Origin of the sequence: Mesorhizobium newzealandense (genome assembly GCF_042682145.1) — a bacterium.
Classification (GTDB): domain Bacteria; phylum Pseudomonadota; class Alphaproteobacteria; order Rhizobiales; family Rhizobiaceae; genus Mesorhizobium; species Mesorhizobium newzealandense.
On record NZ_JBHUGZ010000030.1, the window covers coordinates 217,831 to 243,227 of the forward strand.

Below are 25,397 nucleotides of genomic sequence, written 5' to 3' on the forward strand. Positions count from 1 at the left end.
TCGCCGAACTCAGGCATTGGTCGACGCAAGATTCAGTTAATCGGGCGTCGCGCCTTGATGGTCATTGACCCATGCGGCCGAAACAGGTTGATGGCCAGATCCAGTGGCAGGAACATCACCGACAGAGCCGTATGCATGACCCCGCGGCCGCGCCGAGCCGATTCCTTGAACAGCGAGTTGGCGAGAGAAATTGCCCACCACGCATAGGCGCCGGATACGCGCTCGGTCTCCAGCCCACCAATCCTCATCGCCGTGACGACGTTTCGATGGTTGAACAACGTCAGGTGGCGGGGATAGTGATATCCTCCCCAACGCCGCCCGAAAACGTATCGATCGAGCGACAGATGGTTCGGCGTGATGACGAGCGCGCCGCCGCCAGGCCGCAATAGCCGCCGCATATGCTCGATGAACCCAACGGGATCGACGACATGCTCAATCAGGTTTGAGCAATAGATCGCATCGAACGAGCCGTCCGGCAGGTCCACTTCCTCGATCTGGCCAAGGTGGAAGTCGATGCGTGGGTTGGCGCTCAGGCCGAGATCCTTGATGTCGATACCGCACACGGACGCTTTCGGATTTATTTCCAGGATGCTTTCCAGGAGGGAGCCGTTACCGCAGCCGACCTCAAGGATGCGAGGAGCGGGCGCTTTCGCAACAGCCAGCACCTTCCTGGCGTCGCGAGCTACGACCGCGCGTTTCAAGGCGCCGAACACCGAACTCTTTGGCTTCGAATAGGCCAGGTAGTCGTCGGGATATAGAGACGGAATCTCGGCCGCAGGCACCTTCGGGATCTGCATCACAAACCCGCAATCCGTGCATTCGAAATAGTTGGATTGCCGCGGAACCGCGTATTCATAGTCTGCGATCGAGGTGTAGATCGGCGACATTTGCCCGGGTTTGTGTTCGGCGGCGCACAGCAGGCAGATGTCGCTCAAATCTTGATCCCTTTCGGCTCGTTGCGATCGTGGGACAATTCCAAGAGCTTCCCGATATAGCTGGGCGACAGGAGCTCACCGCGATCATCGTAAAAGCGCACCTCCTCGCGCAGGAATCGGTGCATTTTCGACAGCCGATAGGGAGGAACCATCGGCCAGCCGTGGTGCTCCAGATGGTAGTTGAAGCTCTGCGGAGCGAAGTAGGTGTTCTCAAGAACGGTCGCCAGCGTGGTCACAGTCATATCGTCCTCGCCTGGGTGCTCGGCCATAAAACGGAGGCGGCTGAGCAGTGGGTTCCATGTCACAGCAAGGTATAGCCAGGCGGCATATTCCCACCATAGCCCTGAAACAACCATCACAGTGGCCAGGACAAGCTGGCAGGCGAAGATATGCTTCATCGACCAGAGCTTGCCGGATGAACCGCCTTGCTTCTTTGCAGGGGTATCCGACTTCTTTGCAGGAGCGTCCGACTTCGCGAAATATTTAAGAAAGAGACGCACAGATTCCAGGCCGAGGATGTAGCGGGCGATCATCCAGGCGAGGCCGCCGTCGGCGCTCACCGTCGCGAAGCTGACATGCTCGGGATCATCCTTGCTCCCATTGTGTGCGTGATGTTTCATGTGGATCTTGCGATATCTCGCGACTTCCATGCCGATCCACCCGGCCGCAAGCCAGTTGGTCAAGGTGTCATTCCTTGATGGGTTCCGGCTGTAAAAATAGTGCGCGGCGTCATGAATCAGCGTCTGAAAATGACGTTGTGCGGCCAGAAGAAGCAGTGCCGCGACAGGCACGGCGACCCAGAGGGGGCCAATCATCAGACCGGCCAGCATGGCAAGCATGATCAATATGAAGGGCTTTGCCGCGTAGGCGACTATCCAGAACGTGCTGCGCTGGAGCAATTCTTCGGGGACCCTTATCTCCTTCAAATTCGACGAATAGAGATGAGCCTTCGGATGAGCGACGTTCATGCCTGTGCTCCCTAAACGGCGTTATTTGGCACCTCTTTAGCCTGAACAAACTTCGCCTGTCCAATCTTCAAAACTTCAAAATCGAATTTTCGGCCTGCCCGCGAAGGCGGCCTGATCAATAGAGGCCCGCCGCAACTTGGTGTCGGCGTTTGCCGCGGCGTTGAGCGGAAGCTTGGTGCACCTTTCCGTAAGCTGGCACGGATGCCGAACTTGCCGCGCAAGCCCGATTCGACCGGAATTGACATGTTGCGGCTATTCAAATGAGATCGACGCTGATAACGCACAGCCGGGCCAATGAAACTTGGAATACTGTTTGAATGTCCAGAATATGTATGGTGACCGGTGGAGCCGGATTCATTGGATGTGCGCTGTCCACCAAATTGGCCAACCGTTTCGACCGTGTAATTGTCATCGACAGTTTGCATCCGCAGATTCACGCTGAACGGAAACGTCCCGCCGAACTTGACCCTCGCGTTGAACTCATGGTTGCCGATGTGACCGAGGCGTCTACCTGGGCGCAATCATTGGAAACCGCCCGACCGGAAATTGTGGTGCATCTGGCGGCTGAAACGGGCACCGGGCAGTCGCTCACGGAGGCTTCTCGCCACGCGATTGTGAATGTCCTTGGCACAACCCGCATGCTGGATGCTTTCGCTGCGGTATCGCACGTCCCGGAGCGCTTTGTTCTGGCTTCGAGCCGCGCCGTCTATGGAGAAGGGGCGTGGCGGTCCAAGACGGCAGGCGCGGTAACGTATCCGGGTCAGAGATCGAAGCAGCAGCTTGAGCGCGCGGAATGGGATTTTCCCGGGCTTGAACCTCTCCCCATGGACGCGGAAAAAACCATACCAAATCCAACCAGTATCTATGGAGCAACGAAACTAACCCAGGAACAGATATTGCGAGCCTGGGCCCTGTCGTTCGGAACGATCGTCAACGTGCTTCGCCTTCAGAACGTATATGGTCCTGGCCAGTCTTTGACGAACAGCTACACGGGAATTGTGTCGTTGTTCATCAGGATGGCCAAGGAAGGCAAGAGCATCCCGATCTATGAGGACGGTGATATCGGACGGGACTTTGTTTTCATCGATGATGTGGCGTCGGCCCTCGACAAAGCCACAGCCACGGATCTGTCACAGTCGCTCGCCTATGATGTCGGTACCGGTTCCAAGACCACGGTTCTCGATCTGGCGAGGATCATCGCAAAGCGGTATGGAGCGCCGGAGCCGCGCGTCAACGGCATGTTCCGCAACGGCGACGTGCGCTGCGCTGTCGCCAACATTGACAGGACGGTCCGCGAACTGGAATGGCGACCTTTGAAAAGTGTGGACGAGGGGATCGGCCAGCTTTCCGAATGGATAGATTCACAACTCGGCTAAAAAGGCCTTGCATCTAGAATTGGTTTGGCAATCTGGATTTCTTGAGGGAACGAGAAATGAGCTCTGTATTGCGCCGGGTTGCTGTGTTTTCTCTGTATAATGAACGTGGCGTCGCAGACGACTATGTCATATATCTGCTTACAAAGCTGCGAGAACTGGTCGAGAGGGTTGTTGTTGTTTCCAATGGGAATCTTTCAAAACATTCTGTAGTTGCGGTGGATAAGGTATGTGACCAGCTTCTGATCCGTGAGAACGAGGGATTTGATATCGGGGGATACAAAGCCGGAATGGAAGCCATCGGCTTCGATGAACTTTCCAAGTATGACGAACTCATCCTGCTGAACGATACTTGCTACGGACCTCTTTTCCCGTTTTCGGAAATGTTTTCGGAAATGGAAAGCCGGGATTGTGATTTCTGGGGCAGTTCTGCCCACAAGGAAATGACGCCAAATCCATTTACCGGAACTGGTCATTTGCCGTGGCATCTTCAGACGTTCTTCATCGCTATCCGGAAAGAGATGCTGAAATCGGAGGCTTTCAAGAGATACTGGAAGAACTTACCGGAGATAAAAACTTACGTGGATGCCGTTCTGCTTCATGAATCGCAATTCACGAGGCATTTTACAGATCTTGGCTATTCGGCGGAAGCGTATGTTGATCCGGAGAAATATGGCTCGCACTATCCCGCGTTCATCAACGTTGATGAAGCAATCATCAATAGATTTCCATTGCTAAAGCGACGTGCGTTTTTTAATGATCCAACTTTCCTGGAGCATAATGCGATCGATCTGCCACGCACTTTGCGAGTGCTTAAAGAAACATCCGAATATGACCTTAATCTGATTTGGCGAAACGTTCTACGCGTTTCGGAACTGAGAAATCTCAACAGCAACGCCGCACTGATGAGTGTCTTGCCGGACAAGCGGATCAAAAACGCCGATGCCCCTGCCGACTACGGCAAGGTGGCTGTTTGCGCGCATATCTACTACACCGACATGATCGACGAGATGCTGGATCTGACCGGGAACATTCCAGTTCCCTATGATTTCATTGCCACCACGGATACGCCGGAAAAGAAGGCTGAGATTGAAGCCGCCCTGGCGAAGCGCCCTGGCATAGAGAAAGCCATCGTCCGCGTCGTCGAACAGAACCGCGGGCGCGACATGTCGGCGTTTTTCATCGCCACGCGCGATCTGCTGGTCGACGATCGTTATGACCTTGTCTGTCGCGTGCATAGCAAAAAAACCCCTCAGGTGCAGGCATCCAAGGGCAATCTGTTCAAGCGTCACATGTTTGAGAATTTGCTGAACAGCCGTGGCTACGTTCAAAATGTGCTGGACATGTTCCACGACAACCCTTCGATCGGGTTCGCCATTCCGCCGATGATTCATATCTCGTTTCCAACCATGGGGCACTCATGGTTTCGCAACAAGCCCAGGGTTGAAGAAACCGCGCGCCTGTTGAAGATCGACGTCAAGTTCGATGACACCACTCCGGTGGCTGCCTATGGCGGCATGTTCTGGTTCCGGCCGCGCGCCTTGCGCAAAATTTTCAAACACAAGTGGAAATGGGAAGACTTCGATCCCGAGCCGTACTTTGACGACGGCGATCTGGCTCATGCGCTTGAGCGGCTGATGGCCTATGCGGCTCAGGATGCCGGGTACACCACACAGCACATTGTGTGCGCGCATCAGCTCGCGCACACCTACGCCATGTTGGAATTCAAGCTGCAAAAGCTTGCAAGCGCGATGCCGGGCGACTTCCCGTGGCAGTCCCATATATTGTCTGAGTGGAAAAAAGCCGGCTACCCCATGGGCAACCATCCCGCGGCGGCTGGGGCTGGGGCTGTGACGCCGACGCCAATCACGGAGACAGTGGCCCTGACGTCGGTGAAGCACTCTTTGGCCGAACTCAATCTGGCCATCAAGAGCTCTCTGAAATTCAGAGTGCCCGTCATCTTCAAAATACTCAGGCCATTCTATCGCGGCACGAGGGCGGTTTTGAAGCCTGGTTCGCGGCGTGATGAACGGCGCACGACGCGACAATAGAATTAGTGATATTTATGGTATAAATTGGCAGGAGTATCAATTTGCGCCGTATTGCAGTGTTTTCTCTCTACAACGAACGCGGGATTGCAGATGACTATGTCATCTTTCTGCTCGAGAAACTGCGAGAGGTTGTCGACAAGGTCATTGTCGTTTCCAACGGAGACCTGTCCAAACATTCCGAAATAGCGGTGAAAGCCAGCTGCGATCAGCTTCTGGTGCGCGAGAATGAGGGATTCGACGTTTGGGGATACAAGGCTGGAATTGACGCCATCGGCTACGATGCTCTTTCCAAATACGACGAACTAATTTTGCTGAACGATACGTGTTACGGGCCCCTTTTTCCATTCTCGGAAATGTTTTTGGAAATGGAAAGCCGGGATTGTGACTTCTGGGGCAGCGCCGCGCATAAGGAAATGACGCCAAATCCATTTACCGGAACAGGTCATCTGCCCTGGCATCTCCAAACCTACTTTATCGCCATCCGAAAAGGCATGCTGAAATCGGATGCCTTCAAAAAATACTGGACAAACTTGCCGGAAATAAAAACGTACGTGGATGCCGTTCTGCTTCATGAATCACAGTTCACGAGGCATTTTACAGATCTTGGCTATTCGGCGGAAGCGTATGTTGATCCGGAGAAATATGGCTCGCACTACCCAGCGTTCATCAACGTGGATGAAGCAATCATCAACCGCTTTCCACTGCTAAAGCGACGTTTATTCTTTCATGATCCGGCGTTCCTCGAGCATAATCCCGTCGATTTGCCACGCGCTTTGCGGGTGCTCAAGGAGACATCCGACTACGACATGAATCTGATTTGGCGCAACGTTCTACGCATTTCGGAATTAAGGAACCTCAACACCAACGCGGCGCTGATGAGCGTCCTGCCAGACCAACGGATCAAAGACGACGATGCTCCCGCCGACTGCGGCAAGGTGGCCGTTTGCGCGCATATTTACTACACCGAAATGCTCGACGAGATACTGGATCGGACCGGGAACATTCCGGTCCCCTACGATTTCATCGCCACCACGGATACGCCGAAAAAAAAGGCCGAGATCGAAGCCGCCGTGGCAAGACGCCCTGGCATAAACAAGGCCATCGTCCGCGTCGTCGAACAGAACCGCGGCCGCGACATGTCCTCGCTTTTCATCTCCCTGCGCGACCTGCTGGTCGGCGATCGCTATGATTATGTCTGCCGCTTGCATACGAAAAAGTCGCCCCAGGTGCAGGCGTCGAACAGCAACCTGTTCAAACGGCATTTGCTCGACAATTTGCTGAATAGCCGTGGCTACGCTCAAAACGTCTTGGACATGTTCCACGACAACCCTTCGATCGGTCTCGTCGTTCCGCCGATAATTCATATCTCTTACCCGACCATGGGGCATGTCTGGTTCGCCAACAGGCCCAAGGTCGAGGAAACCGCGCGCCTGTTGAAGATCGACGTCAAGTTCGATCCAGACACTCCGGTCGCCGCCTATGGCACCATGTTCTGGTTCCGGCCACGCGCCTTGCGCAAATTGTTCGAACACAAGTGGAAATGGGAAGACTTCAATGCCGAACCGCATCATGTCGACGGCGGTCTGGCTCACGCGCTGGAGCGGTTGATCGCCTATACGGCCCAGGATGCGGGTTACACAACGCAGCACATTGTGTGTGCGCATCAGGCGGCGCACAACTACGCCATGCTCGAGTTCAAGATGCAAAAGCTTGTCGGCGCGTTGCCGCTAAACGACTTTCCGTTGCACTATCAAATGTTGTCTGAGTGGAAGAACGCCGGTTATCCCTTGGGAGCGTCAGCGATGCAGCTGTCGGCGATGCAGATGCCACTGACGCTGAAGTCAGTGAAACACGCTCTGGCTGAACTCAATTTTGCCATCAAGAGCTCTCTGAAGTTCAGGGTGCCTATGCTGTTCAAAATTCTAAGGCCGATCTATCGCGGCATGAGGGCGGTCTTGAAACCAAATTCTCGGCGCAATGGCAGATAGCGGAAAAGAGTTTCGCTTTTCGCCGTCTCAGGCGCCAATCCACTCATCCATCAGTGGAATTTTCAGCCTCAAGCGCGGATGCTACGTCACATCCCAAGCGTGCCACATGAAGCCGAACCAACCGAGGAATTCAACATGGACGCCGCTCCGCCAGAGTTCAACCGAAACGATCTCGCTTCCCTTGTTGGTCGCGGATCAACCCTCGAACTGGGGCCTTTCACGAATCCAACCCTGCGTGGCCCAAATGTAAAATATTTCGACGTCATGGACAAACAGGGACTGATCAAGAGGGCGGACGCGATCGGCTATGCTTACTCTAGCCCTGTCGATATTCACTACGTCTCCAGCAATGGTGACTTGAGTATCGTGGGCGAGACATTTGATTTTTGCCTGAGCAGTCACTGCGTCGAGCATCAACCGGATCTGATCTACCATCTGAACCAGGTGGCGAGGATTCTCGTGCCGACCGGCAGATACCTCCTGATTATCCCGGACAAGCGCTATTGCTTCGATCATTTCATTCCAGAGAGCTCAATTGCCGATTTCATCAATGCTCGGGGCAACAGGGTTCACAGCGCAAAGAGCGTCATCGAACACATAGCTCTAACCACGCACAATGACGCGGCGCGCCATTGGATCGGAGATCACGGGGTACCAAAATTTCGGCATGACCTGACGACTGTTTCTTCGGCCATGAGCGGGTACGACAATTCCGGCGGGGCCTACATCGATGTGCACGCTTGGCAATTTACACCCCAAAGTTTCCGCACGGGGATAGAGGCACTTTCCAATCTCGGCCTCATTGGGTTGGACGTGGAGCAAATCTATGCCACGCCGCACAACACTTTTGAATTCTGCGCAATTTTGAAGCGACGGCTGGTTTGAAGCGACGGCTGGGGGCCGTGTATGGACGGCTCTCCGTTGGCAAGGGATTTGTGAGCTTTTGCAGTTGCTGGTTGGTGCGGCCATGTATCCGACCTGTAGGTGCGGCCTTTCATGTGCCGCTGGCCATAATGCCATTCGCGCGTTTCAGGTCCCGATCGAAAGCTCGCACTTATAGTGCACGGCCCCAGTGGGTTTTCCTGATCCGGCGGTTTCAACCGGCTTTGTGCATTAGCTCCTGTCCGCCCTTTCCAACCTCGTTGGCGATCCCGCGCCTTGTTTCGTTCTATGCGATGACCGGCTCCCTGTAGCGCTCGCCGCCGGTCATCAATGCCCAGACCATGCGGGCTGTCTTGTTAGCCAGCGCAACCGCCGCGACCTTGGTTGTTCGCCGCGCCATCAGTTGCACCAGCCATGGCCGCCTGGTCCCGTTCCGTTCGGCATAGCGGATGACCGCCATGGCGCCGACCACGAGCAACTGTCGCAGGTAGCGATTGCCGGCCTTGGAGATGCTGCCGAGCTTCTCCTTGCCCCCGCTAGAGTTCTGCTTCGGCACGAGCCCGATCCAAGCCGAGAGGCATCGCCCCGACTTGAATGCGTGCGGATCGGCGACGGTCGCAACGAACGCACTCGCCAGCAGCGGGCCAACGCCCGGAATCTCCATCAACCTGCGACCCAATTCGGTCTCTCGCGCACTCGCACGGACCCGGCGATCGTTTTCGAGGATCTGTTCCTTCACGACACGAAGCTGTGCTTCCAGCATCCTCAGGCAAAGCCGTGCGTCGGCCGGTATCCTGGCATCGTTCTCGTCGTTGATGACCACCAGAAGTTGCTCAATTCCATTACGCCCGATCGGCGCCACGACCCCGAACTCAGATAGGTGCGCCCGCAACGCGTTCGATATCTGTGTCCGCTGGCGGTTGAGCATCAATCGAACCCGGTGCAGCATCATCACACTCTGCTGCTCGGGCGACTTCACCGGCACGAAGCGCATCGTCGGTCTTGTCACGGCCTCGCAGATCGCCTCTGCATCTGCAGCATCATTCTTCTGCCGCTTCAGATACGGCTTCACATACTGTGCCGGCAGCAGCCGCACATCATGGCCACGTGCAGTCAGTTCTCTCGCCCAATAATGCGACGAACTGCAGGCTTCGATTCCGACCAGGCAACGCGGCAGGCTCTCAAAGAACGGCAGCACACGCCCACGTGTCAACTTCCTGCGAACTGCAACCTCACCAGCCGCATCCACGCCGTGGACTTGAAACACGGACTTCGCAATATCCAGACCGATTGTCGTAACGTTGCTCATCATAGCGCTCCTCCAGCTCTAATCCCGCGATCATACCGCAGGAAGGGAGGAGAGCCGTCCACCGCATCAAAAGCTGACTGGATGTACCTCCGGAACAGATTAAATTGCTGCCAATGGTATGCTGTCTGCTGGCAATCATAGTCCCCGCAGTGTCGATGGTGGCGCCGGACTTAACGTAGCCGTTGCCGAAATGATGCCCTCCCAAAGCCGACAGGTTGCGCAGTCGTGGTGTTCCAAGTAGGGGTGCTGCCAGAGTTCCGATGAGGTTATCAATTGGCAGGCAGCTACAACGCAGCCCCGAACCGGGTGCCTTTCTTGGACGCCTTGCGTGGGCTGGCGGCCATTTGGGTCGTCGTTGTGCACGTAGCGATGCTTCCATCTCCGCGTCTTCAAGTTGCACCGTTTCTCGATCTGTTCGTCGTAAACGGCACCATGGGAGTGGATCTGTTTTTCGTGGTGAGTGCGTTTTCACTCTGCCTCAGTATGCCGGTTCATGATCGCGAAGTTCGCCCGATGCTGGGGTTTGCGCTGCGGCGGTTTTTTAGGATTGCTCCTCTATTTTACTTGATCATCGTGGTCATGTGCATTCACAACTTCAGCGGCGTAAAGATCGATGGCAAATCGATCCTATTGAATATGACATTTCTGTTTAACCTGGTTCCAGGTTACCAGACTTCCATCGTCCCGGCGGGTTGGACGGTTGGAGTGGAAATGGTATTTTACATGATATTCCCCTTGTTGTATCGATTTGCCAAAGGTGTAATTCTATCGGTTTCTGTGTTTTTTGTTTCTATAAGTATAGCTACTATTTTCTTTATGAATGTAAATCTGTTTGTTGCCGATCCATTTAACTACTATATATATTCAATTCTTTATCGCGCCCCAATTTTTACGTTCGGCCTTATCGCATTTTACTTGTTGCCGATATTGGAAAAGCGTCCGGAAAGGAAGCAGATAGGATTGGCTCTTCTGGCGTTTGTGCCTGTGATGTTTTTTGCAATCACCGCAAATAAGGTCGCGATATTCGACAAATATTATTGGGAAGGGGTGATGTTTGGCGCGTTGGTCGTCGGGCTTGGCCTTTTCCCCGTTGCTGCGATCGTCAATCCTGTTTCGGCATGGCTGGGGAGAATCAGTTACTCGGTCTATCTTCTTCACAGCCTCTTTATCGTCGTGCTCATTCCGACGATGAGGTCGATCCAGGGGTTGGTCGCGGATCAGACGATTGCCTTCATGCTCAGTCTGGCGATGACCTTGGCCTTGGTGATCCCGGCCGCCTTCCTGCTGAATTACTTTGTTGAGGATCCAATCAACAAGTGGGGCAAGCGTTTTTCGTCTCGGGTTGCCGGCCGCAAGAAGGTCGACCCGATTCCAAGGGGGGAGGCGGTCCTCGCGGAGTCTTCAGGGGGGTAGCGGATTGTTCCTTCCTAAGGCTTCTTGGGGGTGTTCGCTCTGGACATCTGGGCCATGGCCAAGGCAAGGGTTCATTCAACAAGCCACACGTGAGCGCCGAATAGGAGATTGCATTTCTGCGGCCTTTTTTATCGGCACCGAATGGTTTAATGCGTGCGCCTGACACCTGCGGGATGGCGCCCATTCTAACCAGCGGCCTTGGAATGCCTGTTTTTTCGACGCTGTTACCGACTTCTATGAAGCGACCCGGAAACATCATCCCTCGATGACGTTTGCTTGGCAGCATGTGGTCAGCGCCACCATCGATCCCATATCGGAGCGTCCTCCAGCATTCCGGATGTTGATGTATCGAGGACCGCTTTCCAGTTTGATTTTTAGGTGCCGTTTGCACCCGAGAGAGATAGGTCGATGAGACGTCTGGCAATTGCATTTTACTACGACCAGTACGGCAAGATGGATGATTATTATTTTCACCTGATTGCGTCGATCAGGCCTTTTGTCGAGAAACTGCTGGTGGTCTGCAACGGTCCGGTGGACGAAGAGGCCCAGTCTCGCCTTTCCGAAGCTGCCGACAGCTTCCTGATCAGGGAAAACAAAGGGTTCGATGTATGGGCCTATCGGACTGCGCTCGAACATATCGGCTGGGACGAACTTTCACACTTCGACGAGATTTTGCTTTTTAACCACACTTTCTACGCGCCGATTTTCCCCTTCTCGGAAATGTTCTCCGAGATGGACCAACGCCAATGTGACTTTTGGGGGATCTCCGCTCACGGCGCGATACGGCCCAATCCGATCGACGTCAGAAAAGCGGAACTGCCCTTCCATCTCAACTCCCATTTCATCGCCGTGCGGCGGTCCTTGCATCAGTCGAAGGCGTTTCGTGACTATTGGACCCAGATGGTGCCCATCAACTCCTATATGGATTCAATCGCGAAGCACGAGACGGTGTTCACAGGGCATTTCCAAGCCTTGGGCTACACATGTTCGGTTTTGCTCGATCCCGAACGATATAAGACGGCATATCCAGTTCTGATGGAGCCGGACAAAACGCTGGAGGATCGGAGCCCGATCCTGAAGAAGCGGCTGTTTTTTCAAGACACGCTGTTTCTCGAGCGCGAGGCCATCAACCTGCCGCGTGCTTTGGAGATAGTAGAGAAGCAATCAGATTATGATTTGTCGCTGGTATGGAAGAGCGTTGGCCGTCTGGGCCCGCCTCGTACGCTAAATGGCAATGCCGCGTTGCTCTCCGTCCTGCCGGATACACGTATTGGCGCGCCAAGGAATTGGGACGATTATCGGATAGCGGTTCTCGCGCATGTATATCACGTCGACATGATCGATGAGATTCTAGGCTACGCCGAAAACGTGCCGAAGGGCTACGACCTGATCGTCACGACCGACAATGCAGACAAGCAGGCGTTGATCCAGCAAGCAATCGCGAAGGCGCCGAACGTCGGAAATGGCGTCGTTCTGGTTGTCGAGAACGACGGCAGGGATACCTCCGCTCTCCTCATCGGGTGTCGGGACTACGTACTCGAGGACCGCTACGACCTGATCTGCCGGATCCATTCCAAGCGATCTGCCCAAGACGGTACAAAGGGGGAGTTGTTCAAGCTTCACACATTTGAGAACCTTCTTCACACCCCTGGATATGTTGAAAATCTGCTTGAGCTTTTTGCTAAAAATCCAGCGCTTGGCCTCGTCATACCGCCGATGATCCATATTGGCTATGCGACCATGGGAAACTCATGGTTTGGCAACAAAGGCAACGTTGCAAAGCTGGCCAACCAGCTCGGCCTGATCGTGCATCTGGACGACAATACGCCCGTTGCGCCTTATGGTGGAATGTACTGGTTTCGTCCTGCAGCTCTAAGGAAGCTTTTCGAACATGGATGGAGCTGGGACGATTTTGCCAACATGGATTATCGGGATGGGAGCCTGGTTCACGCCATAGAGCGGCTCATCGCCTATGTCGCAATCGACGCCGGATATACCTTCCGACACGTAGTGACCGCGGGTCACGCAGCTCACAACTACGTGATGTTGGAGGCCAAATTGCAAGCATTGTTAGCGAATGGATCGCCGGCGGAATTCGGAAACCTGGGAGTGGCAAGATCCTTTCGTGGTCTCGTCTTCTCGATCAAGAGAGCAATCTTGTTTAGATCGCCAACAGCGTTCAGGGCCCTCAGGCCGCTCTTTCGCGGTCTGCGATGGCTAACCACACTTGGTCGCGGCGCAACAAACTGAGCACAAGTCTGGGCAATTCGCTCGGACAAGGCGCCACGCGGCCCTGAATGGATGGCGTTCAAAGTGAATTCACTCGGGGAGCCATGAGTGTAAGGTTTCGGCACCCGTGCAGACGGCAGCCAGATCTTCGGCGCACCCTGCCAGGCACTCGGTGACATATGCCACCTGTTCGCAGGAACTCCTTCAAAGCCGCGGATACGAGGCAAACAATCGCCAGGCGACTTAAGTCAGCGACTCCACCCGGCCGGCTTGAAGTGTCAGTCTCTTCGTGCAAACGCGCTCGATCAGCGTGTGATCATGACTGGCCAGCACGATGATGCCGGCCTTTTCCGCCAGTTCGTCCATCCGCCGTTTGGCCTTTTCCTGGAATGATGCGTCGCCGGCGCCAATCCATTCATCCATCAGCAGAATTTCAGGCTCAAGCGTGGTCGCCGCAGCAAATGCCAGACGTGCCGCCATGCCCTGGCTGTACGCTTTGAACGGCAGGTCGATGAAGTCGCCCAATTCGCTGAAATCGATTATTTCTTCCATCTTCTCTTCGATCTCGGCCGCGGTCCAACCGCTGATCAACCCCCTCAGCACGATGTTTCTGCGCCCGGTGGCCTCGGGGCGAAACCCTATGCTGATGTTGAACAGGGCATCGACCTTGCCCGCGATCGATATGGTGCCGCCCGATGGCTGATAGATTCCATAGAGAACCTTGAGCAGGGTGGTTTTGCCGGCGCCATTCGGGCCGACAAGCCCCAACCGGTCGCCCGCCTTGAGTTCGAAGCTGACATCATCGAGCGCCTGCACGACCTGCCTGGTGCCCGACTTTGCTATGTTGCCGCCGAGAGCGCTCCGACGCCGGCCAGGTGCCGAAAGCGTCAACTTTTCAAACAGCCGATACACGAGGCTGACATTGTTCAGTTTGATGGAGGTCATGGAACTCAGATCAGGAAAACGATGCTCTTGCGATAACGGCCCAGCAGCAGCAACGCAAGGGCCCAGACGCCGAGGCAGACGTAACCCGTCACGACCAAGGCGTGCGTCGGAAATATGCCCGCCGTGATCGGCTCGCGCACGCCCTCCAGGAAATAGGTGAACGGGTTCCAATGGTAGGCATATTTTTGAACGCCTTCTTGCCCGCCATAGACCCAGAAGACCGGCGTGAAGAACATGCCCACCCGCATCATGTTCCCGACGATGAACTCACTATCGGGAAAGAAAGCGCCCAGGAACGCAAAGAGCGTGACGAGTGCAGGAGTTGCCAAGATGATGAGCAACAGGCCCAGCAACGACAGCAGCCAGTTTGTGTTGATCCCGTAACCGGCCAGCAGCAGGATAAGAACGCAACCCGCCATCGAATAACCAGCCCGGATGATGCATTGCATCGTCAATCGCATCACATATACGAACAACGGCAGCGTCGTGCCTTGAATGAAGCTCGCTTCGCGCTGGAAGAGGGACACGCTCATGGTGATGGTTTCGCTAAGATAGAACCACACCAGCATGCCGATGGCTACATAGGCGATGTAACTCGGGTCGCCAGCGTCTTTGGTCACGAAAACAAAGACAAATGTGCCGACGAAGGCGAAATAATTGACCAGCATCCAAAGTGGTCCCAGGGTCGTGCGTCTGTGCTGGTCGCCGATGTCCTCATGGGCGAGCGCAATCCAGACCCGGTGCAACCTCATGGCCTTCGAGATGTCGTCAAGCGCGCCGGTTAATGCCGAAATCATTGTTGGGAGTGTCGCAATCTGTTGTTCCGGCGCTTCATCTCTTCCAGCCCCGTTCGAATCTTCAGGCCCATGATGAACCGCCACTGACCTCTTCATACCCATTGCGACGTGCTTATGGCAACGCACTGCGTTTTAATGTCGCGAATAGGGCGTCAGGTCAGATCCGAAGACCTCTCGCACTTTTGAAAAAACATCTGGCTATGACTTCGGGCCCGCAGTATGCGATACAGCACGGCGGGGGCCGGGGATGGCACTTTGAGAAAGGTGATCGGCCACGAATGGTCTTCGTGTTCGCACTTTGGTGATATCCATGTCGGGTGAGCCTGGAGTCTAGTGCCGTCCAATGAATTCTTACCTCGAAGCTGTACTTGGACTCAGGCCGGGGATGCGGCGCGCCTTCATCATGGTCCAGGACGTGGTCATGGTCCTGGTCGCTGTGGCGCTCAGCCTTGTGCTTTCGCGGTCGAATCTTTCGTTCGATCCGCTCTCCAACCAGGGGTTGGCAACCTGGGCGGGCATTGTTGTCATCAGCCATTTTCTGTTCAGGTATTGTGGTCTCTATACGACCGTCTGGCGCTTCGCCTCGACGCCCGACTTTTTCAATATCCTGAAGAGCTGCGCAATTTTGACGCTCGCTCTGTATGCCGCTTCGATGCTGGTTCGTTCTTTCCAGCCCGTGCAAGGGCTCAATGAGCGTCAGTTCATCGTCTTCTTCCTGGTCTCCTTCACGGTCATATCGGCGCCGCGGCTGTTCTACCGCTTCCTGCGTGACGGTGCGAGCTGGGGCATCCTGAGCGGCAAGACCAACAAGGCGCGGGTCAAGCAAGCGTTGTTCGTTGGCCGGCTCGGGGAAGCCGACCTGATCATTCGCTTCACGCGCACGGCGGAGCCTGCGGACTATTCCATCGCCGGGATCATGGCGACCGAGCGCGGCGTGCCATCGGGCACACGGATTCAAGGCGTTGCCGTGGTTGCGACCCAGCCGCGTCTGATCGACGTCCTGGAAGACTATGCGAGCGGCACCAAGAGCCTGGACTTGCTGATTTTCGGCAGCGGCGCCGAGCGGGAGATCGAGGAATATTCGGAGCTCGTCCGCGTCGCCCGGCACGGCGACATAGCCGTCGTGCAGTTCTCCGGTCTTTCGGAGCTGGAACAGCACGGGAAGCTGGTTCTCGACGCCGTCGAGATGGAAACGATCCTGCGCCGTCCGACAGTGCCGTCCGATGTCGAGCGTATCGGTGCTTTTGTTGGCGGCAAGCGTGTTCTGGTGACGGGCGGTGCCGGGTCGATCGGCCGAATCTTGGTCAAACGATCGTTGGAGTTGGGGGCGGAGGCGGTGCTCGTCGCCGACAACTCCGAGTTCGGCATCTTCCAGTTGAGCCAGTACATTGACGAGAAGCACCACGACCGTCTCAAGGTCCGCATCGTCGATGTCGCGGACCGGCGCCAGATAACGCGTGTCGTCACGGAATTCAGACCGGACATCGTCTTTCACGCCGCCGCGCTCAAGCATGTCCCGCTGCTCGAGGAAAACTGGGATTCGGCCATCCAGACCAATGTCTTCGGCACGCTTGTCTGTGCCGAGGTCGCCGCCAAATGCGGAGTTGCGCAGTTTGTCCTGATATCGAGCGACAAGGCGGTGGATCCCTCATCGGTGCTCGGCGTGACAAAACGGGCTGCCGAACAGATCGTCAGCGCCTTGCATGGGACGCCCTCGAGCGAGCCGGGTGCGCGTCGATCGGTCACCAAGTTCGTCGCCGTCCGGTTCGGCAATGTCTTTGGCAGCAACGGTTCGGTGGCGACCATATTCCAGGCGCAGATCGAGGCCGGTGGACCTGTCACCATCACGGACAAGCGCATGACACGCTATTTCATGACCGTGGCCGAAGCCGTCGATCTCGTCATCATGTCGGCTGCCGATGCCGCATCGCGGCAGAGCGGCGAAGATTATGCCGTCTACATGCTCGACATGGGCAAGCCGGTGCCGATCCTTGAAGTGGCCGAAACGATGATCCGTCTGTCCGGAAAGAGCCCATACACGGACATTCCAATCCGGTTCACCGGTATAAGGCCGGGCGAGAAGCTCCACGAAATGCTGCACGGCGAGGATGAGGAACTCGTCGAACTTGGCATTTCGAAGATCTTTGGCCTGAGCACGGATGTCGTGGAATGGTCGGATGTCCAGGCCGCGCTCACGACCCTGCAGCAGTCGGTGAAGAACCAGGACAAGGCTGCTGCACTCGCCGTGCTGGCAGGCCTTGACCGCGCCAAGAAGGCCAGGGGGAGCATTCATCAGGACGTGATCCCGAAAACGGCCGGGCAGGCGAGCTAACTCAATTCAGAAAGCGATCTTGATCGTGGATCGGACAAGCCCAGCCATTCCTGGGCACTTGCAGGATGTTGGAAGCTCGTGAGCAAAGAAGATCTGCGAATCGCAGTCCTGATGGGCACGAAAGACGGCGCCGCCTTCATCGAGGAGCAGCTGCAATCCTTGCTTGCGCAGTCGCACCCCCTGGTCGACCTGTGGATCTCCGACGACGGCTCCACCGATGGCACGATCGCCATCATCGAGACATGGAAATCCCGCTGGCCCAAGGGTCGAGTGACCCTGATGGAGGGGCCACGGCAAGGGTTCGCCGCCAATTTCCGATCGATGATCCTCGACCGACGCATCGATGCGGACTGCTATGCCTTTTGCGATCAGGACGATGTCTGGGAGCCCGACAGGCTGGAGAGCGCCATCAGCTGGATGCAGGCCTATGACGCAAAAACCCCGCTGATGTTTTGCTCGCGGACCGCGACCATGACAGAAACGGGAAGCCTTGTCGGCCATTCGCCGCTGTTTCGTCGGCCGCCATCCTTTCGCAACGCGCTTGTGCAAAGCATCGCCGGCGGCAACACCATCCTGCTCAACGCCGCGGCACGCGACCTGCTGGCCAGGGCCTCCGCGCGGACCGGGTTCGTCAGCCACGACTGGTGGGCCTATCTCATGGTGACCGCCGCCGGCGGCATCGTCCGCTACGATCCGCGGCCGCTGGTGCGCTACCGGCAGCATGCGGGAAACCTAGTTGGCGCCAACGTGTCGTGGAGGGCAAGGTTTTCCCGGCTTGGTCGTCTGTTCAAGGGCGAGTTCGCCGGCTGGACGGATCGCAATCTTGACGGACTTGCCGTCAATCGCGACCTGCTGACCGGGGATGCTGCGGCGTGCGTCGACCTGTTCAAAAACGGGCGGCAGGGCAGTCTTTTCCAGCGTTTGCACGGCTTGCGCAAAACTGGTGTCTATCGACAGACGTTTACCGGCACGCTGGGGCTCTATCTTGCGTTCATCCTCGGTCGCATCTGAGCATCGAACGGGCTCACGGTGTACTTGGCCAACAGATGACCTCATGCTACGTCGACCGGATTGACGGGCTTCGTCTGCGGCGTCGCCTCGGGGCTTTGGCAGGGAGCACGATCGGCCGTTTATGAAGGCAACCAAGCAAATCGTCGATCTTGCCGGAGCGGCTCTGCTGCTGGTGGTCACATCGCCTGTTCTGGTGCTCGCTGCCCTTGCCGTTCGGGCATCGTCGCCCGGTCCGGTTATTTTTTCGCAGACGCGGGTCGGCCGCGACGGCTTGCCCTTTCGCTGTCACAAGTTGCGGACGATGTACGTCGGAACGCCGTCATTGCCCACGCACGAGGCGCCCGCGAATTCTGTGACGTCGGTTGGCAAGGTCTTGCGGAAGTTCAAGCTCGACGAGCTGCCGCAGTTCTGGAATGTTTTGAAGCGCGAGATGAGCCTGGTCGGCCCGCGTCCCTGTTTGCCCACTCAAACGGAACTGATCGAGTGTCGCAGGCGGCTGGGGGTTTTGGCGGCACTTCCGGGCATAACCGGCCTGGCCCAGATCAGGGGCATCGACATGTCGAACCCCGAGCTTCTGGCCGAAACGGACGCCGCCTATCTCAGGACGGCATCGTTCTGGCTCGACCTTCGGATTCTGTTTGGAACGCTCTATCGAAGCTGAGCAGCCGGTGATCCCAAAAGTGGAAGCCGGTTTTTGCCAAAAGATCTTGGTCAAGCAAGAGGTCGAGGTTTGCTGACCCGGGCCAGCTCGGCGAGCCGCTCCAGCGTGCCGGATTCAGGCGCCCACCCCTGCGACATCAGCAGGGCAGGGTCGCATATCTGCGTCGCGGTCATGCTGTCCCAAAACGCCCGCCTGCCGAGAACGGCCGCGGCCGGCCGCATCAGGCCGGCGGGTACCGGGATCAGGCGCTTCGGCCGTCCGAAACCGCTGCGATAGGCGGCGATGATGGCGGCGACCGCGACCGGCGGCACATCGGCGCCAATATAGACCGGGCGAAGTGACCCCGAATGGATCAGCAGGTGCGACACCGCTCGTGCCGCAGCCTCGGAGGACATCAGCGAGCGGATTCCCGTCAAGGCGCCTTTCGGCAGCGGTAGCGCCGTATCAGCCAGGCGCATCAGTGTCGCCAGGTTTCCCTTCATGCCGCTTCCATAGACCGGAGGCAGGCGCAACACGGCGGCATCGGAACGGCCGTGCGACGCATAGGCATCCAGAACCTTGATCTCGCCTTCGCGCTTCGAGCGCCCATAGACGCATTGCGGCGCAGGAAGCGTGTTCTCGTCGATCGTTGCGCTGACGCGAGCGCCGATCACGGCCCGGATCGAGGACAGGTGGATGAAACGTCCGCTCGCCTGTGCGGCCGCGGCATCCGCCAGCCGCGCGCTCAATTCCACATTGGCCGCCCGATAATCGGCTTCGGTGGCATTGCCCTGGTCATTGTTCAGGCCGGCACAATGGACGACGTGGTTCACGTCTCTGGTCAGTTCCAGGAAGGCTGCGGCCGGCGCATCGAAACCGGGCATCGGCACAGCCTCGTTTCCCGGACCAAGCCTCTCCGGGTGACGGGAGGCGAGGCGAAGCTCGGCACCGGCCTGGCGAAGGTGGTGCACGACAAGACGTCCGATGAAACCCGTCGCGCCTGTCACCAGGACTTTCATTGCCTTGCTCGCAACGGCTCTTGGGTGGCTGGTGGAAGCGCCTGCTCCTCCCCCACTGGTGGAAGTGCTTGCTCTTCCATCACTTGCGGAAGTGCTTGCTCTTCCGTCAGCGGAGCCTGACGTCCGGAGGCAAGATATGTTCCGCACACCAGGAAGACCATCAGCACCGAGTCCAGAATGTCATGGCCGACGAGAATGCCCGTCATCCCCGCTGTGAGATAGGTGATCACGACGATCACAATCATGGTGGCGCCGAACCGTTCGACCGGATCGCTGCTGTTCCGCAACACCCGGGCGGCATTTCCAGCGGCAACGACAAAGATCGCCGCCAGCGTTGCAGCACCCAGAATTCCGGCTTGCACCAAGGCCGTCAGGAAGCCGTTGTGGAAATGGTTGAAGCCTGTGTCCATTGCGAACTGATCATGAAAGCCCTGCTTGATCAAAAGCTGGCTCGCACCCACACCGTGTCCGAACACTGGCATGGCATGGAATGCCTTGAGGCCGATGTCCCAAAGCGCAACGCGTATTCCCAACGAGGTGTCGTAGTTGCCGTGGGTCCCCATCTCATCCCAGTCGGAATGCAGAAAGTCGACCCGCCCGGAGATCGCCTGGAAGCCGAAAGCGGCGATCACGATGCCGACTGCCACCAGCAGATGCAGCAGGCGAACGGCATTCCTGCCTCTGAGCCTGTGTCGGTTGATCAGCAGAACAGCGACGCCGGCAATCAGCAGGGCCAGCCACACAATACGCGAACCGGAATAGATGATGGCGATCGTCCCGGCCAGCGCGGCGTAGAACAGGGGGCTTCGGGCTCGCTCTATGCCTGACAAGGCACCGGCCACACAGACCGCCACGGCAAGGCAGAGGACGGTTGCGAAGACGATCGGATTTCCGGCCCCGCCCTCGGCCCTGACCCCGACCCAATACTGCTGGATGACGGCCATGAGCAGCGCGACAAAACAGGCGACCATGCTGCTGAGCACGACAATGCGGGCAAGCGTGGTTTTCTGCGTGATGCTCCAGGTCGAATAGGAGACCGGGAAAAACAGGAAGGTGACGAGCGGGATAAGGTGTGGCGCATCTCTGACGAACGAGTTGTTGACGAGGGAAGCCACGAGATTGGCCGCGCAGTAGGCGTAAATCGCGGCCGTCAGCCAGATCATGGGCCGGTCGGCGTTGAAGCGCCTTTTCCCGGTGGCAATCAGCACGACGGACGCGAGGGCTCCGCCGTTGAAAACAAAACTGACCACCGATCCCAGAACCGGTGGAAAAAAGAAGCACAGGATGGAGAAGTAGATGTTCACGCGCGAGGGCGTGAGCTGCTGTCTTATGGATGATAGCCGGTTCAATGCTCTAGGTCGCAATTCTCTGGGAGCGATAGGTGTCATTAGCGGAAACGGATATGACCGCTTCGAATTTGCACGTGTTCCATCATGCGTCGTGCCCGTCTTCAACGGCCGGTATAGCGGCTGGGCCCTTTTTTCGATAGTGCGGCAAGGCTGGGTTGCCATCAGAAATCGACGGGCGCCTGGCGAAGGCATGCGGGTGGCTGCTCGTGTGTTCAGCCCGGCAATATTTTTCCCGGCTTTCCTTGTCGGCTGGCCCTGTGAGCAGGAATTTCCGGGTTTTGCGGTGCCTGTGGAAAATTCATTCCCGAACCGTGCGTCGCCGAGCCAGTCTTGCATTGTTCTCGACAATGGCGATCTGCTAGAACGCCGGCACGAAAGAGATTGTCCAGAAGCAAGGCTTGAACCGGGCGCAAAAAGCTCGATGATTTGAGGCAAGGTCTTCTGTCGGAAGGCACGAAAGAACGCTCACAGTCCATGACCATAGCGCTTACGCATCTTCAGCGGCTTGAAGCCGAGTCCATCCACATCTTCCGCGAGGTTGCGGCCTCCTTCGCCAAACCGGTCATGCTCTACTCCGTTGGCAAGGATTCGTCCGTGCTGATGCATCTGGCGATGAAGGCGTTTTATCCCGCCAAGCCGCCGTTCCCCTTCCTTCACGTCGACACGACGTGGAAATTCCGCGAGATGATCGCCTTTCGCGATCAGATGGCACAGAAACTGGGCTTCGATCTGCTGGTTCATGTCAACGAAGATGGCGTGCGCGACAACATCAATCCGTTCGATCACGGTTCAAACACGCACACCCATGTGATGAAGACTGTGGCGCTGCGCCAGGCGCTCGACAAATACGGTTTCGACGCCGCCTTTGGCGGCGCCCGCCGCGACGAGGAGAAATCCCGCGCCAAGGAGCGCATATTCTCCTTCCGCAATGCTCAGCATGTTTGGGACCCGAAGAACCAGCGACCCGAGATGTGGAAGATATTCAACACCCGCATCGCATCGGGCGAATCGATCCGCGTCTTTCCGCTGTCGAATTGGACCGAGCTCGACATCTGGCAGTATATTCTGCAGGAAAACATCCCGATCGTGCCGCTCTATTTCGCCAAGCAGCGGCCGGTGGTCGAGCGCGACGGCATGCTGATCCTGCGCGATGACGAGCGCATGAAACTGCGCCCCGGCGAGATGGTGGAAAACCGGCTTGTGCGGTTCCGCACGCTCGGCTGCTATCCGCTGACCGGCGCCATCGAATCGGATGCCGACACGCTGGAAGCCATCGTTGGCGAAATGCTGACCGCACGCACCTCCGAACGGCAAGGTCGCCTGATCGACCGCGATGAAGCCGGCTCGATGGAAAAGAAGAAGCGCGAGGGGTATTTCTGACCATGCGCCACATCATGGCAAAGAGCCTCGCACCCACTGACGGCGTCCGCGACTATCTGGCGGCGCAGGAGAAGAAATCGCTGCTGCGCTTTCTGACCTGCGGTTCGGTCGACGATGGCAAGTCGACGCTGATCGGGCGCCTGCTTTCGGACACCAAGCAGATTTTCGAGGACCAGCTCGCCGCGCTCGAACGCGATTCGCGCAAGCATGGCACGACCGGCGACGACATCGATTTCGCGCTTCTGGTCGATGGCCTCGAGGCCGAGCGCGAGCAAGGCATCACCATCGACGTCGCCTATCGCTTCTTCGCCACGCCGAAGCGCAAGTTCATCGTTGCCGACACGCCCGGCCATGAACAATACACCCGCAACATGGCGACCGGCGCCTCGACCGCCGATTTGGCGATCGTGCTGATCGACGCCCGGCAAGGGGTGCTGCGCCAGACAAGGCGCCATTCAATCATCGCCTCGCTGCTCGGCATCCGGCACATCGTGCTGGCCGTCAACAAGATCGATCTCGTCGGGTTCGACCAGGCGATCTTCGAACAAATCACCGAGGCCTACCGGCAATTCTCGCGCGATCTCGGTTTCCAGACCATCGTGCCGATCCCGATGTCCGCCCGCTACGGCGACAACGTCTCCCGCCGCTCGGAAAGCATGGAATGGTATTCCGGCCCGACGCTGATCGAGCATCTCGAGACCGTGTCGGTCGACGAGGCGGTGGTCGAACTGCCGTTCCGGTTTCCGGTCCAGTATGTCAATCGTCCCAATCTCGACTTTCGCGGCTTTGCCGGCACGATCGCGTCCGGCTCGGTCGCGCCCGGGGACGAGGTCGTTGTCGCCAAGTCCGGCAAATCCTCGCGCGTCAAGCGGATCGTCTCCTATGGCGGCGACCTCAGCCAGGCCGCGGCCGGTCAGGCCGTCACCCTCGTCCTTGACGACGAGGTCGAGATTTCACGCGGCAACATGCTGGTTTCGCCTGCCGCACGGCCGCAGGTAGCCGACCAGTTCGCCGCCAACCTCGTCTGGTTCGACGAACATGCGCTGCTGCCCGGCCGTTCCTACATCCTGCGCACCGAGACCGACCAGACCAGCGCCACCATCACCGACCTGAAATACCGAATCAACGTCAACGACTTTGCCCATGAGGCGGCCAAGTCGCTTGAAATGAACGAAGTCGGCATCTGCAACATCTCGACGCGGACACCGATCGCCTTCGATCCCTTCGCCGAGAACCGCACCACCGGCGCCTTCATCCTGATCGACCGCATCAGCAACGCCACGGTCGGCGCCGGCATGATCCTGCACTCGCTGCGCCGGGCCGAAAACATCCACTGGCAATCGCTCGATGTCGGCAAGCGCGTCCGTGCCGACATGAAGAACCAGCGGCCCGCCGTGTTCTGGTTCACAGGATTGTCGGGCTCCGGCAAGTCGACCATCGCCAACCTGTTCGAAAAGAAGCTGTTCGCCACCGGCCGCCATACCTATATCCTGGACGGTGACAACGTTCGTCACGGTCTCAACCGCGATCTTGGTTTCACCGACGCCGATCGCGTCGAAAACATCCGCCGCGTCGCCGAAGTGGCGCGTTTGATGGCCGATGCCGGGCTGATCGTCATCGTTTCGTTCATCTCGCCTTTCAGCGCCGAGCGGCGCATGGCACGTGAATTGATGGCCGACGGCGAATTCATCGAGGTGTTTGTCGACACGCCTTTCGAGGAATGCGCAAGGCGCGATCCAAAGGGCCTCTATGCCCGCGCGCTGAATGGCGAGATCAAGAATTTCACTGGCGTGGATTCGCCTTACGAAGCGCCGGAAGAACCCGAAATCCATCTGAAGACGCTCGGCAAATCGGCCGAAGAGATGGTAGACGCCCTGGAACACTGGCTGAACGAGCGCGATATTGCCGAAGACCAATACGACAACGGCGGCGGCATCTGACGACAGGCTGATGCTCGAAATCTTCGAACGGCTGGCGCTGGCGGCCGGACGCGAGGTGATGCGTGTCTTCCACGCCGGCTGTGCGGTCGACCGCAAGTCCGACGCCTCGCCGGTGACCGAGGCGGACCGCGAGAGCGAGAAGATCATTCTCGCCGGATTGCGCGCCGCATTTCCCGACATTCCCTGCGTGGCCGAGGAGGAAGCATCCGCCGGCATCGTGCCACCCGACCTGGATGGGGCTTTCTTTCTCATCGATCCGCTCGACGGCACCAAGGAATTCGTCAACCGCCGTACCGATTTCACCGTCAACATCGCGCTTGTCCGTCATGGCGTGCCGGAAGTCGGTGTCGTCTTCGCCCCATGCAGCGGCCAGTTTTTTTCGGGGCGGCCGGGCAGGGCGGAAGCCATCGAGGTCGACGGCGACTACCAGATCACAAGCCGCCGGCCGATCTCGGTGAGAACGGCTGTGCAACCATTGGCCGTCGTCGCCAGCCGCTCCCACAACACGCCGGAAACCGAAGCCTATATTCGCGATCTCGGTGCGGCCGAAATCGTCTCGGTCGGTTCGTCCTTGAAATTCTGTCTGCTCGCCAGCGCCGAAGCGGATGTCTATCCGCGCTTCGGCCGCACCATGGAATGGGACACGGCGGCGGGCGATGCCGTGCTGCGCGCGGCCGGCGGCATGACGCGCACGCTGGACGGCCAGCCCCTCGTCTATGGCAAGCGCAAGCAAAGTGATGACGAGGATTTCGCCAATCCGCATTTCATTGCCAGCGGCAAGAACGGGGCCAGCGGCAAGACTGGCGAGGCCAGCCCCGCCTGAGGCGGCCGACAGC

20 protein-coding genes are annotated in these 25,397 nt (G+C 57.5%); 13 read left to right on the forward strand and 7 right to left on the reverse strand.

Going from position 1 to position 25,397, the window contains the following annotated elements; genetic code table 11:
- Window positions 1–32 precede the first annotated feature (32 nt).
- Both ACFSOZ_RS35150 and ACFSOZ_RS35155 read right to left on the reverse strand, forming a co-directional pair.
- Window positions 33–935 (reverse strand): class I SAM-dependent methyltransferase, encoded by a 903-nt coding sequence (locus ACFSOZ_RS35150; RefSeq protein WP_379105850.1) that lies wholly within the window; start codon window positions 933–935, stop codon window positions 33–35.
- Window positions 932–1,903, reverse strand: coding sequence for a fatty acid desaturase (locus tag ACFSOZ_RS35155; RefSeq protein WP_379105852.1), 972 nt, complete (start codon window positions 1,901–1,903; stop codon window positions 932–934). The genes ACFSOZ_RS35150 and ACFSOZ_RS35155 overlap by 4 nt, the downstream gene beginning before the upstream one ends.
- A 332-nt stretch (window positions 1,904–2,235) precedes the next feature.
- On the opposite strand from ACFSOZ_RS35155, the gene ACFSOZ_RS35160 reads away from it, so the two are divergent.
- From ACFSOZ_RS35160 to ACFSOZ_RS35175, 4 genes are all read left to right on the forward strand, one after another.
- Window positions 2,236–3,279, forward strand: coding sequence for an NAD-dependent epimerase/dehydratase family protein (locus ACFSOZ_RS35160; protein ID WP_379105854.1), 1,044 nt, complete (start codon window positions 2,236–2,238; stop codon window positions 3,277–3,279).
- Window positions 3,280–3,335: 56 nt separating this feature from the next.
- Window positions 3,336–5,327: a rhamnan synthesis F family protein gene (locus ACFSOZ_RS35165; RefSeq protein ID WP_379105857.1), complete on the forward strand. Its 1,992-nt coding sequence runs from the start codon at window positions 3,336–3,338 to the stop codon at window positions 5,325–5,327.
- Between the two features lie 41 nt (window positions 5,328–5,368).
- Entirely contained in the window at window positions 5,369–7,315 is a 1,947-nt protein-coding gene (locus ACFSOZ_RS35170) for a rhamnan synthesis F family protein (protein WP_379105859.1), read from the forward strand.
- A 135-nt stretch (window positions 7,316–7,450) separates the two neighbouring features.
- Entirely contained in the window at window positions 7,451–8,200 is a 750-nt protein-coding gene (locus ACFSOZ_RS35175) for a class I SAM-dependent methyltransferase (RefSeq protein ID WP_379105861.1), read from the forward strand.
- 283 nt (window positions 8,201–8,483) lie between these two features.
- Here ACFSOZ_RS35175 and ACFSOZ_RS35180 read toward each other — a convergent pair whose 3' ends face one another.
- On the reverse strand, window positions 8,484–9,506 hold the full coding sequence (locus ACFSOZ_RS35180) for an IS110 family RNA-guided transposase (protein ID WP_379105863.1): 1,023 nt from the start codon (window positions 9,504–9,506) through the stop codon (window positions 8,484–8,486).
- A 273-nt stretch (window positions 9,507–9,779) separates the two neighbouring features.
- On the opposite strand from ACFSOZ_RS35180, the gene ACFSOZ_RS35185 reads away from it, so the two are divergent.
- Both ACFSOZ_RS35185 and ACFSOZ_RS35190 read left to right on the forward strand, forming a co-directional pair.
- Window positions 9,780–10,919 carry an acyltransferase family protein gene (locus tag ACFSOZ_RS35185; RefSeq protein WP_379105865.1) on the forward strand — a complete coding sequence of 380 codons (1,140 nt, stop codon included), beginning with the start codon at window positions 9,780–9,782 and terminating at the stop codon, window positions 10,917–10,919.
- 408 nt (window positions 10,920–11,327) lie between these two features.
- The gene (locus tag ACFSOZ_RS35190) at window positions 11,328–13,169 is read left to right on the forward strand and encodes a rhamnan synthesis F family protein (protein WP_379105867.1); all 1,842 of its coding nucleotides are present in this window, start codon (window positions 11,328–11,330) and stop codon (window positions 13,167–13,169) included.
- Window positions 13,170–13,391: 222 nt separating this feature from the next.
- Here ACFSOZ_RS35190 and ACFSOZ_RS35195 read toward each other — a convergent pair whose 3' ends face one another.
- Together ACFSOZ_RS35195 and ACFSOZ_RS35200 are read right to left on the reverse strand one after the other, a co-directional pair.
- Window positions 13,392–13,964, reverse strand: a complete 573-nt coding sequence (locus tag ACFSOZ_RS35195; RefSeq protein WP_379105869.1) for an ABC transporter ATP-binding protein — start codon at window positions 13,962–13,964, stop codon at window positions 13,392–13,394.
- Window positions 13,965–14,098: 134 nt separating this feature from the next.
- Entirely contained in the window at window positions 14,099–14,974 is an 876-nt protein-coding gene (locus ACFSOZ_RS35200) for an ABC transporter permease (protein WP_379105871.1), read from the reverse strand.
- Between the two features lie 259 nt (window positions 14,975–15,233).
- Here ACFSOZ_RS35200 and ACFSOZ_RS35205 point away from each other — a divergent pair, with 259 nt between their 5' ends.
- From ACFSOZ_RS35205 to ACFSOZ_RS35215, 3 genes are all read left to right on the forward strand, one after another.
- Window positions 15,234–17,222: a UDP-N-acetylglucosamine 4,6-dehydratase gene (locus ACFSOZ_RS35205; protein WP_379105873.1), complete on the forward strand. Its 1,989-nt coding sequence runs from the start codon at window positions 15,234–15,236 to the stop codon at window positions 17,220–17,222.
- A gap of 78 nt (window positions 17,223–17,300) precedes the next feature.
- The gene (locus ACFSOZ_RS35210; protein ID WP_379105875.1) at window positions 17,301–18,233 is read left to right on the forward strand and encodes a glycosyltransferase family 2 protein; all 933 of its coding nucleotides are present in this window, start codon (window positions 17,301–17,303) and stop codon (window positions 18,231–18,233) included.
- A 121-nt stretch (window positions 18,234–18,354) separates the two neighbouring features.
- On the forward strand, window positions 18,355–18,894 hold the full coding sequence (locus tag ACFSOZ_RS35215) for a sugar transferase (protein ID WP_379105877.1): 540 nt from the start codon (window positions 18,355–18,357) through the stop codon (window positions 18,892–18,894).
- 50 nt (window positions 18,895–18,944) lie between these two features.
- Here the strand turns inward: ACFSOZ_RS35215 and ACFSOZ_RS35220 are convergent, their stop codons facing one another.
- Entirely contained in the window at window positions 18,945–19,892 is a 948-nt protein-coding gene (locus ACFSOZ_RS35220) for an NAD-dependent epimerase/dehydratase family protein (protein ID WP_379105879.1), read from the reverse strand.
- Complete coding sequence (locus ACFSOZ_RS35225; RefSeq protein WP_379105881.1) at window positions 19,889–21,241, reverse strand: O-antigen ligase family protein; 1,353 nt, start codon at window positions 21,239–21,241, stop codon at window positions 19,889–19,891. The genes ACFSOZ_RS35220 and ACFSOZ_RS35225 overlap by 4 nt, the downstream gene beginning before the upstream one ends.
- On the opposite strand from ACFSOZ_RS35225, the gene ACFSOZ_RS35230 reads away from it, so the two are divergent.
- From ACFSOZ_RS35230 to cysQ, 4 genes are read left to right on the forward strand one after another with little or no spacing between them, the layout of a single operon-like run.
- The gene (locus tag ACFSOZ_RS35230) at window positions 21,189–21,671 is read left to right on the forward strand and encodes a hypothetical protein (RefSeq protein WP_379106653.1); all 483 of its coding nucleotides are present in this window, start codon (window positions 21,189–21,191) and stop codon (window positions 21,669–21,671) included. The genes ACFSOZ_RS35225 and ACFSOZ_RS35230 overlap by 53 nt on opposite strands.
- Window positions 21,672–21,715: 44 nt before the next feature.
- Window positions 21,716–22,621: a sulfate adenylyltransferase subunit CysD gene (cysD, locus tag ACFSOZ_RS35235; RefSeq protein WP_379105883.1), complete on the forward strand. Its 906-nt coding sequence runs from the start codon at window positions 21,716–21,718 to the stop codon at window positions 22,619–22,621.
- A gap of 2 nt (window positions 22,622–22,623) precedes the next feature.
- Window positions 22,624–24,561 carry a sulfate adenylyltransferase subunit CysN gene (cysN, locus tag ACFSOZ_RS35240; protein ID WP_379105885.1) on the forward strand — a complete coding sequence of 646 codons (1,938 nt, stop codon included), beginning with the start codon at window positions 22,624–22,626 and terminating at the stop codon, window positions 24,559–24,561.
- A gap of 10 nt (window positions 24,562–24,571) precedes the next feature.
- Window positions 24,572–25,384, forward strand: coding sequence for a 3'(2'),5'-bisphosphate nucleotidase CysQ (cysQ, locus tag ACFSOZ_RS35245; protein WP_379106628.1), 813 nt, complete (start codon window positions 24,572–24,574; stop codon window positions 25,382–25,384).
- The last annotated feature ends 13 nt before the right edge of the window (window positions 25,385–25,397 follow it).

Excerpts from the sequence above, each read along its gene's own strand:
- cysQ (WP_379106628.1), top strand. The coding sequence starts at position 24,572 with ATGCTCGAAATCTTCGAACGGCTGGCGCTGGCGGCCGGACGCGAGGTG.
- ACFSOZ_RS35155 (WP_379105852.1), bottom strand. The coding sequence starts at position 1,903 with ATGAACGTCGCTCATCCGAAGGCTCATCTCTATTCGTCGAATTTGAAG.
- ACFSOZ_RS35165 (WP_379105857.1), top strand. The coding sequence starts at position 3,336 with ATGAGCTCTGTATTGCGCCGGGTTGCTGTGTTTTCTCTGTATAATGAA.
- ACFSOZ_RS35230 (WP_379106653.1), top strand. The coding sequence starts at position 21,189 with ATGTTCACGCGCGAGGGCGTGAGCTGCTGTCTTATGGATGATAGCCGG.
- ACFSOZ_RS35220 (WP_379105879.1), bottom strand. The coding sequence starts at position 19,892 with ATGAAAGTCCTGGTGACAGGCGCGACGGGTTTCATCGGACGTCTTGTC.
- ACFSOZ_RS35215 (WP_379105877.1), top strand. The coding sequence starts at position 18,355 with ATGAAGGCAACCAAGCAAATCGTCGATCTTGCCGGAGCGGCTCTGCTG.
- ACFSOZ_RS35180 (WP_379105863.1), bottom strand. The coding sequence starts at position 9,506 with ATGAGCAACGTTACGACAATCGGTCTGGATATTGCGAAGTCCGTGTTT.
- ACFSOZ_RS35190 (WP_379105867.1), top strand. The coding sequence starts at position 11,328 with ATGAGACGTCTGGCAATTGCATTTTACTACGACCAGTACGGCAAGATG.
- ACFSOZ_RS35175 (WP_379105861.1), top strand. The coding sequence starts at position 7,451 with ATGGACGCCGCTCCGCCAGAGTTCAACCGAAACGATCTCGCTTCCCTT.
- cysN (WP_379105885.1), top strand. The coding sequence starts at position 22,624 with ATGCGCCACATCATGGCAAAGAGCCTCGCACCCACTGACGGCGTCCGC.
- cysD (WP_379105883.1), top strand. The coding sequence starts at position 21,716 with ATGACCATAGCGCTTACGCATCTTCAGCGGCTTGAAGCCGAGTCCATC.
- ACFSOZ_RS35160 (WP_379105854.1), top strand. The coding sequence starts at position 2,236 with ATGGTGACCGGTGGAGCCGGATTCATTGGATGTGCGCTGTCCACCAAA.
- ACFSOZ_RS35205 (WP_379105873.1), top strand. The coding sequence starts at position 15,234 with ATGAATTCTTACCTCGAAGCTGTACTTGGACTCAGGCCGGGGATGCGG.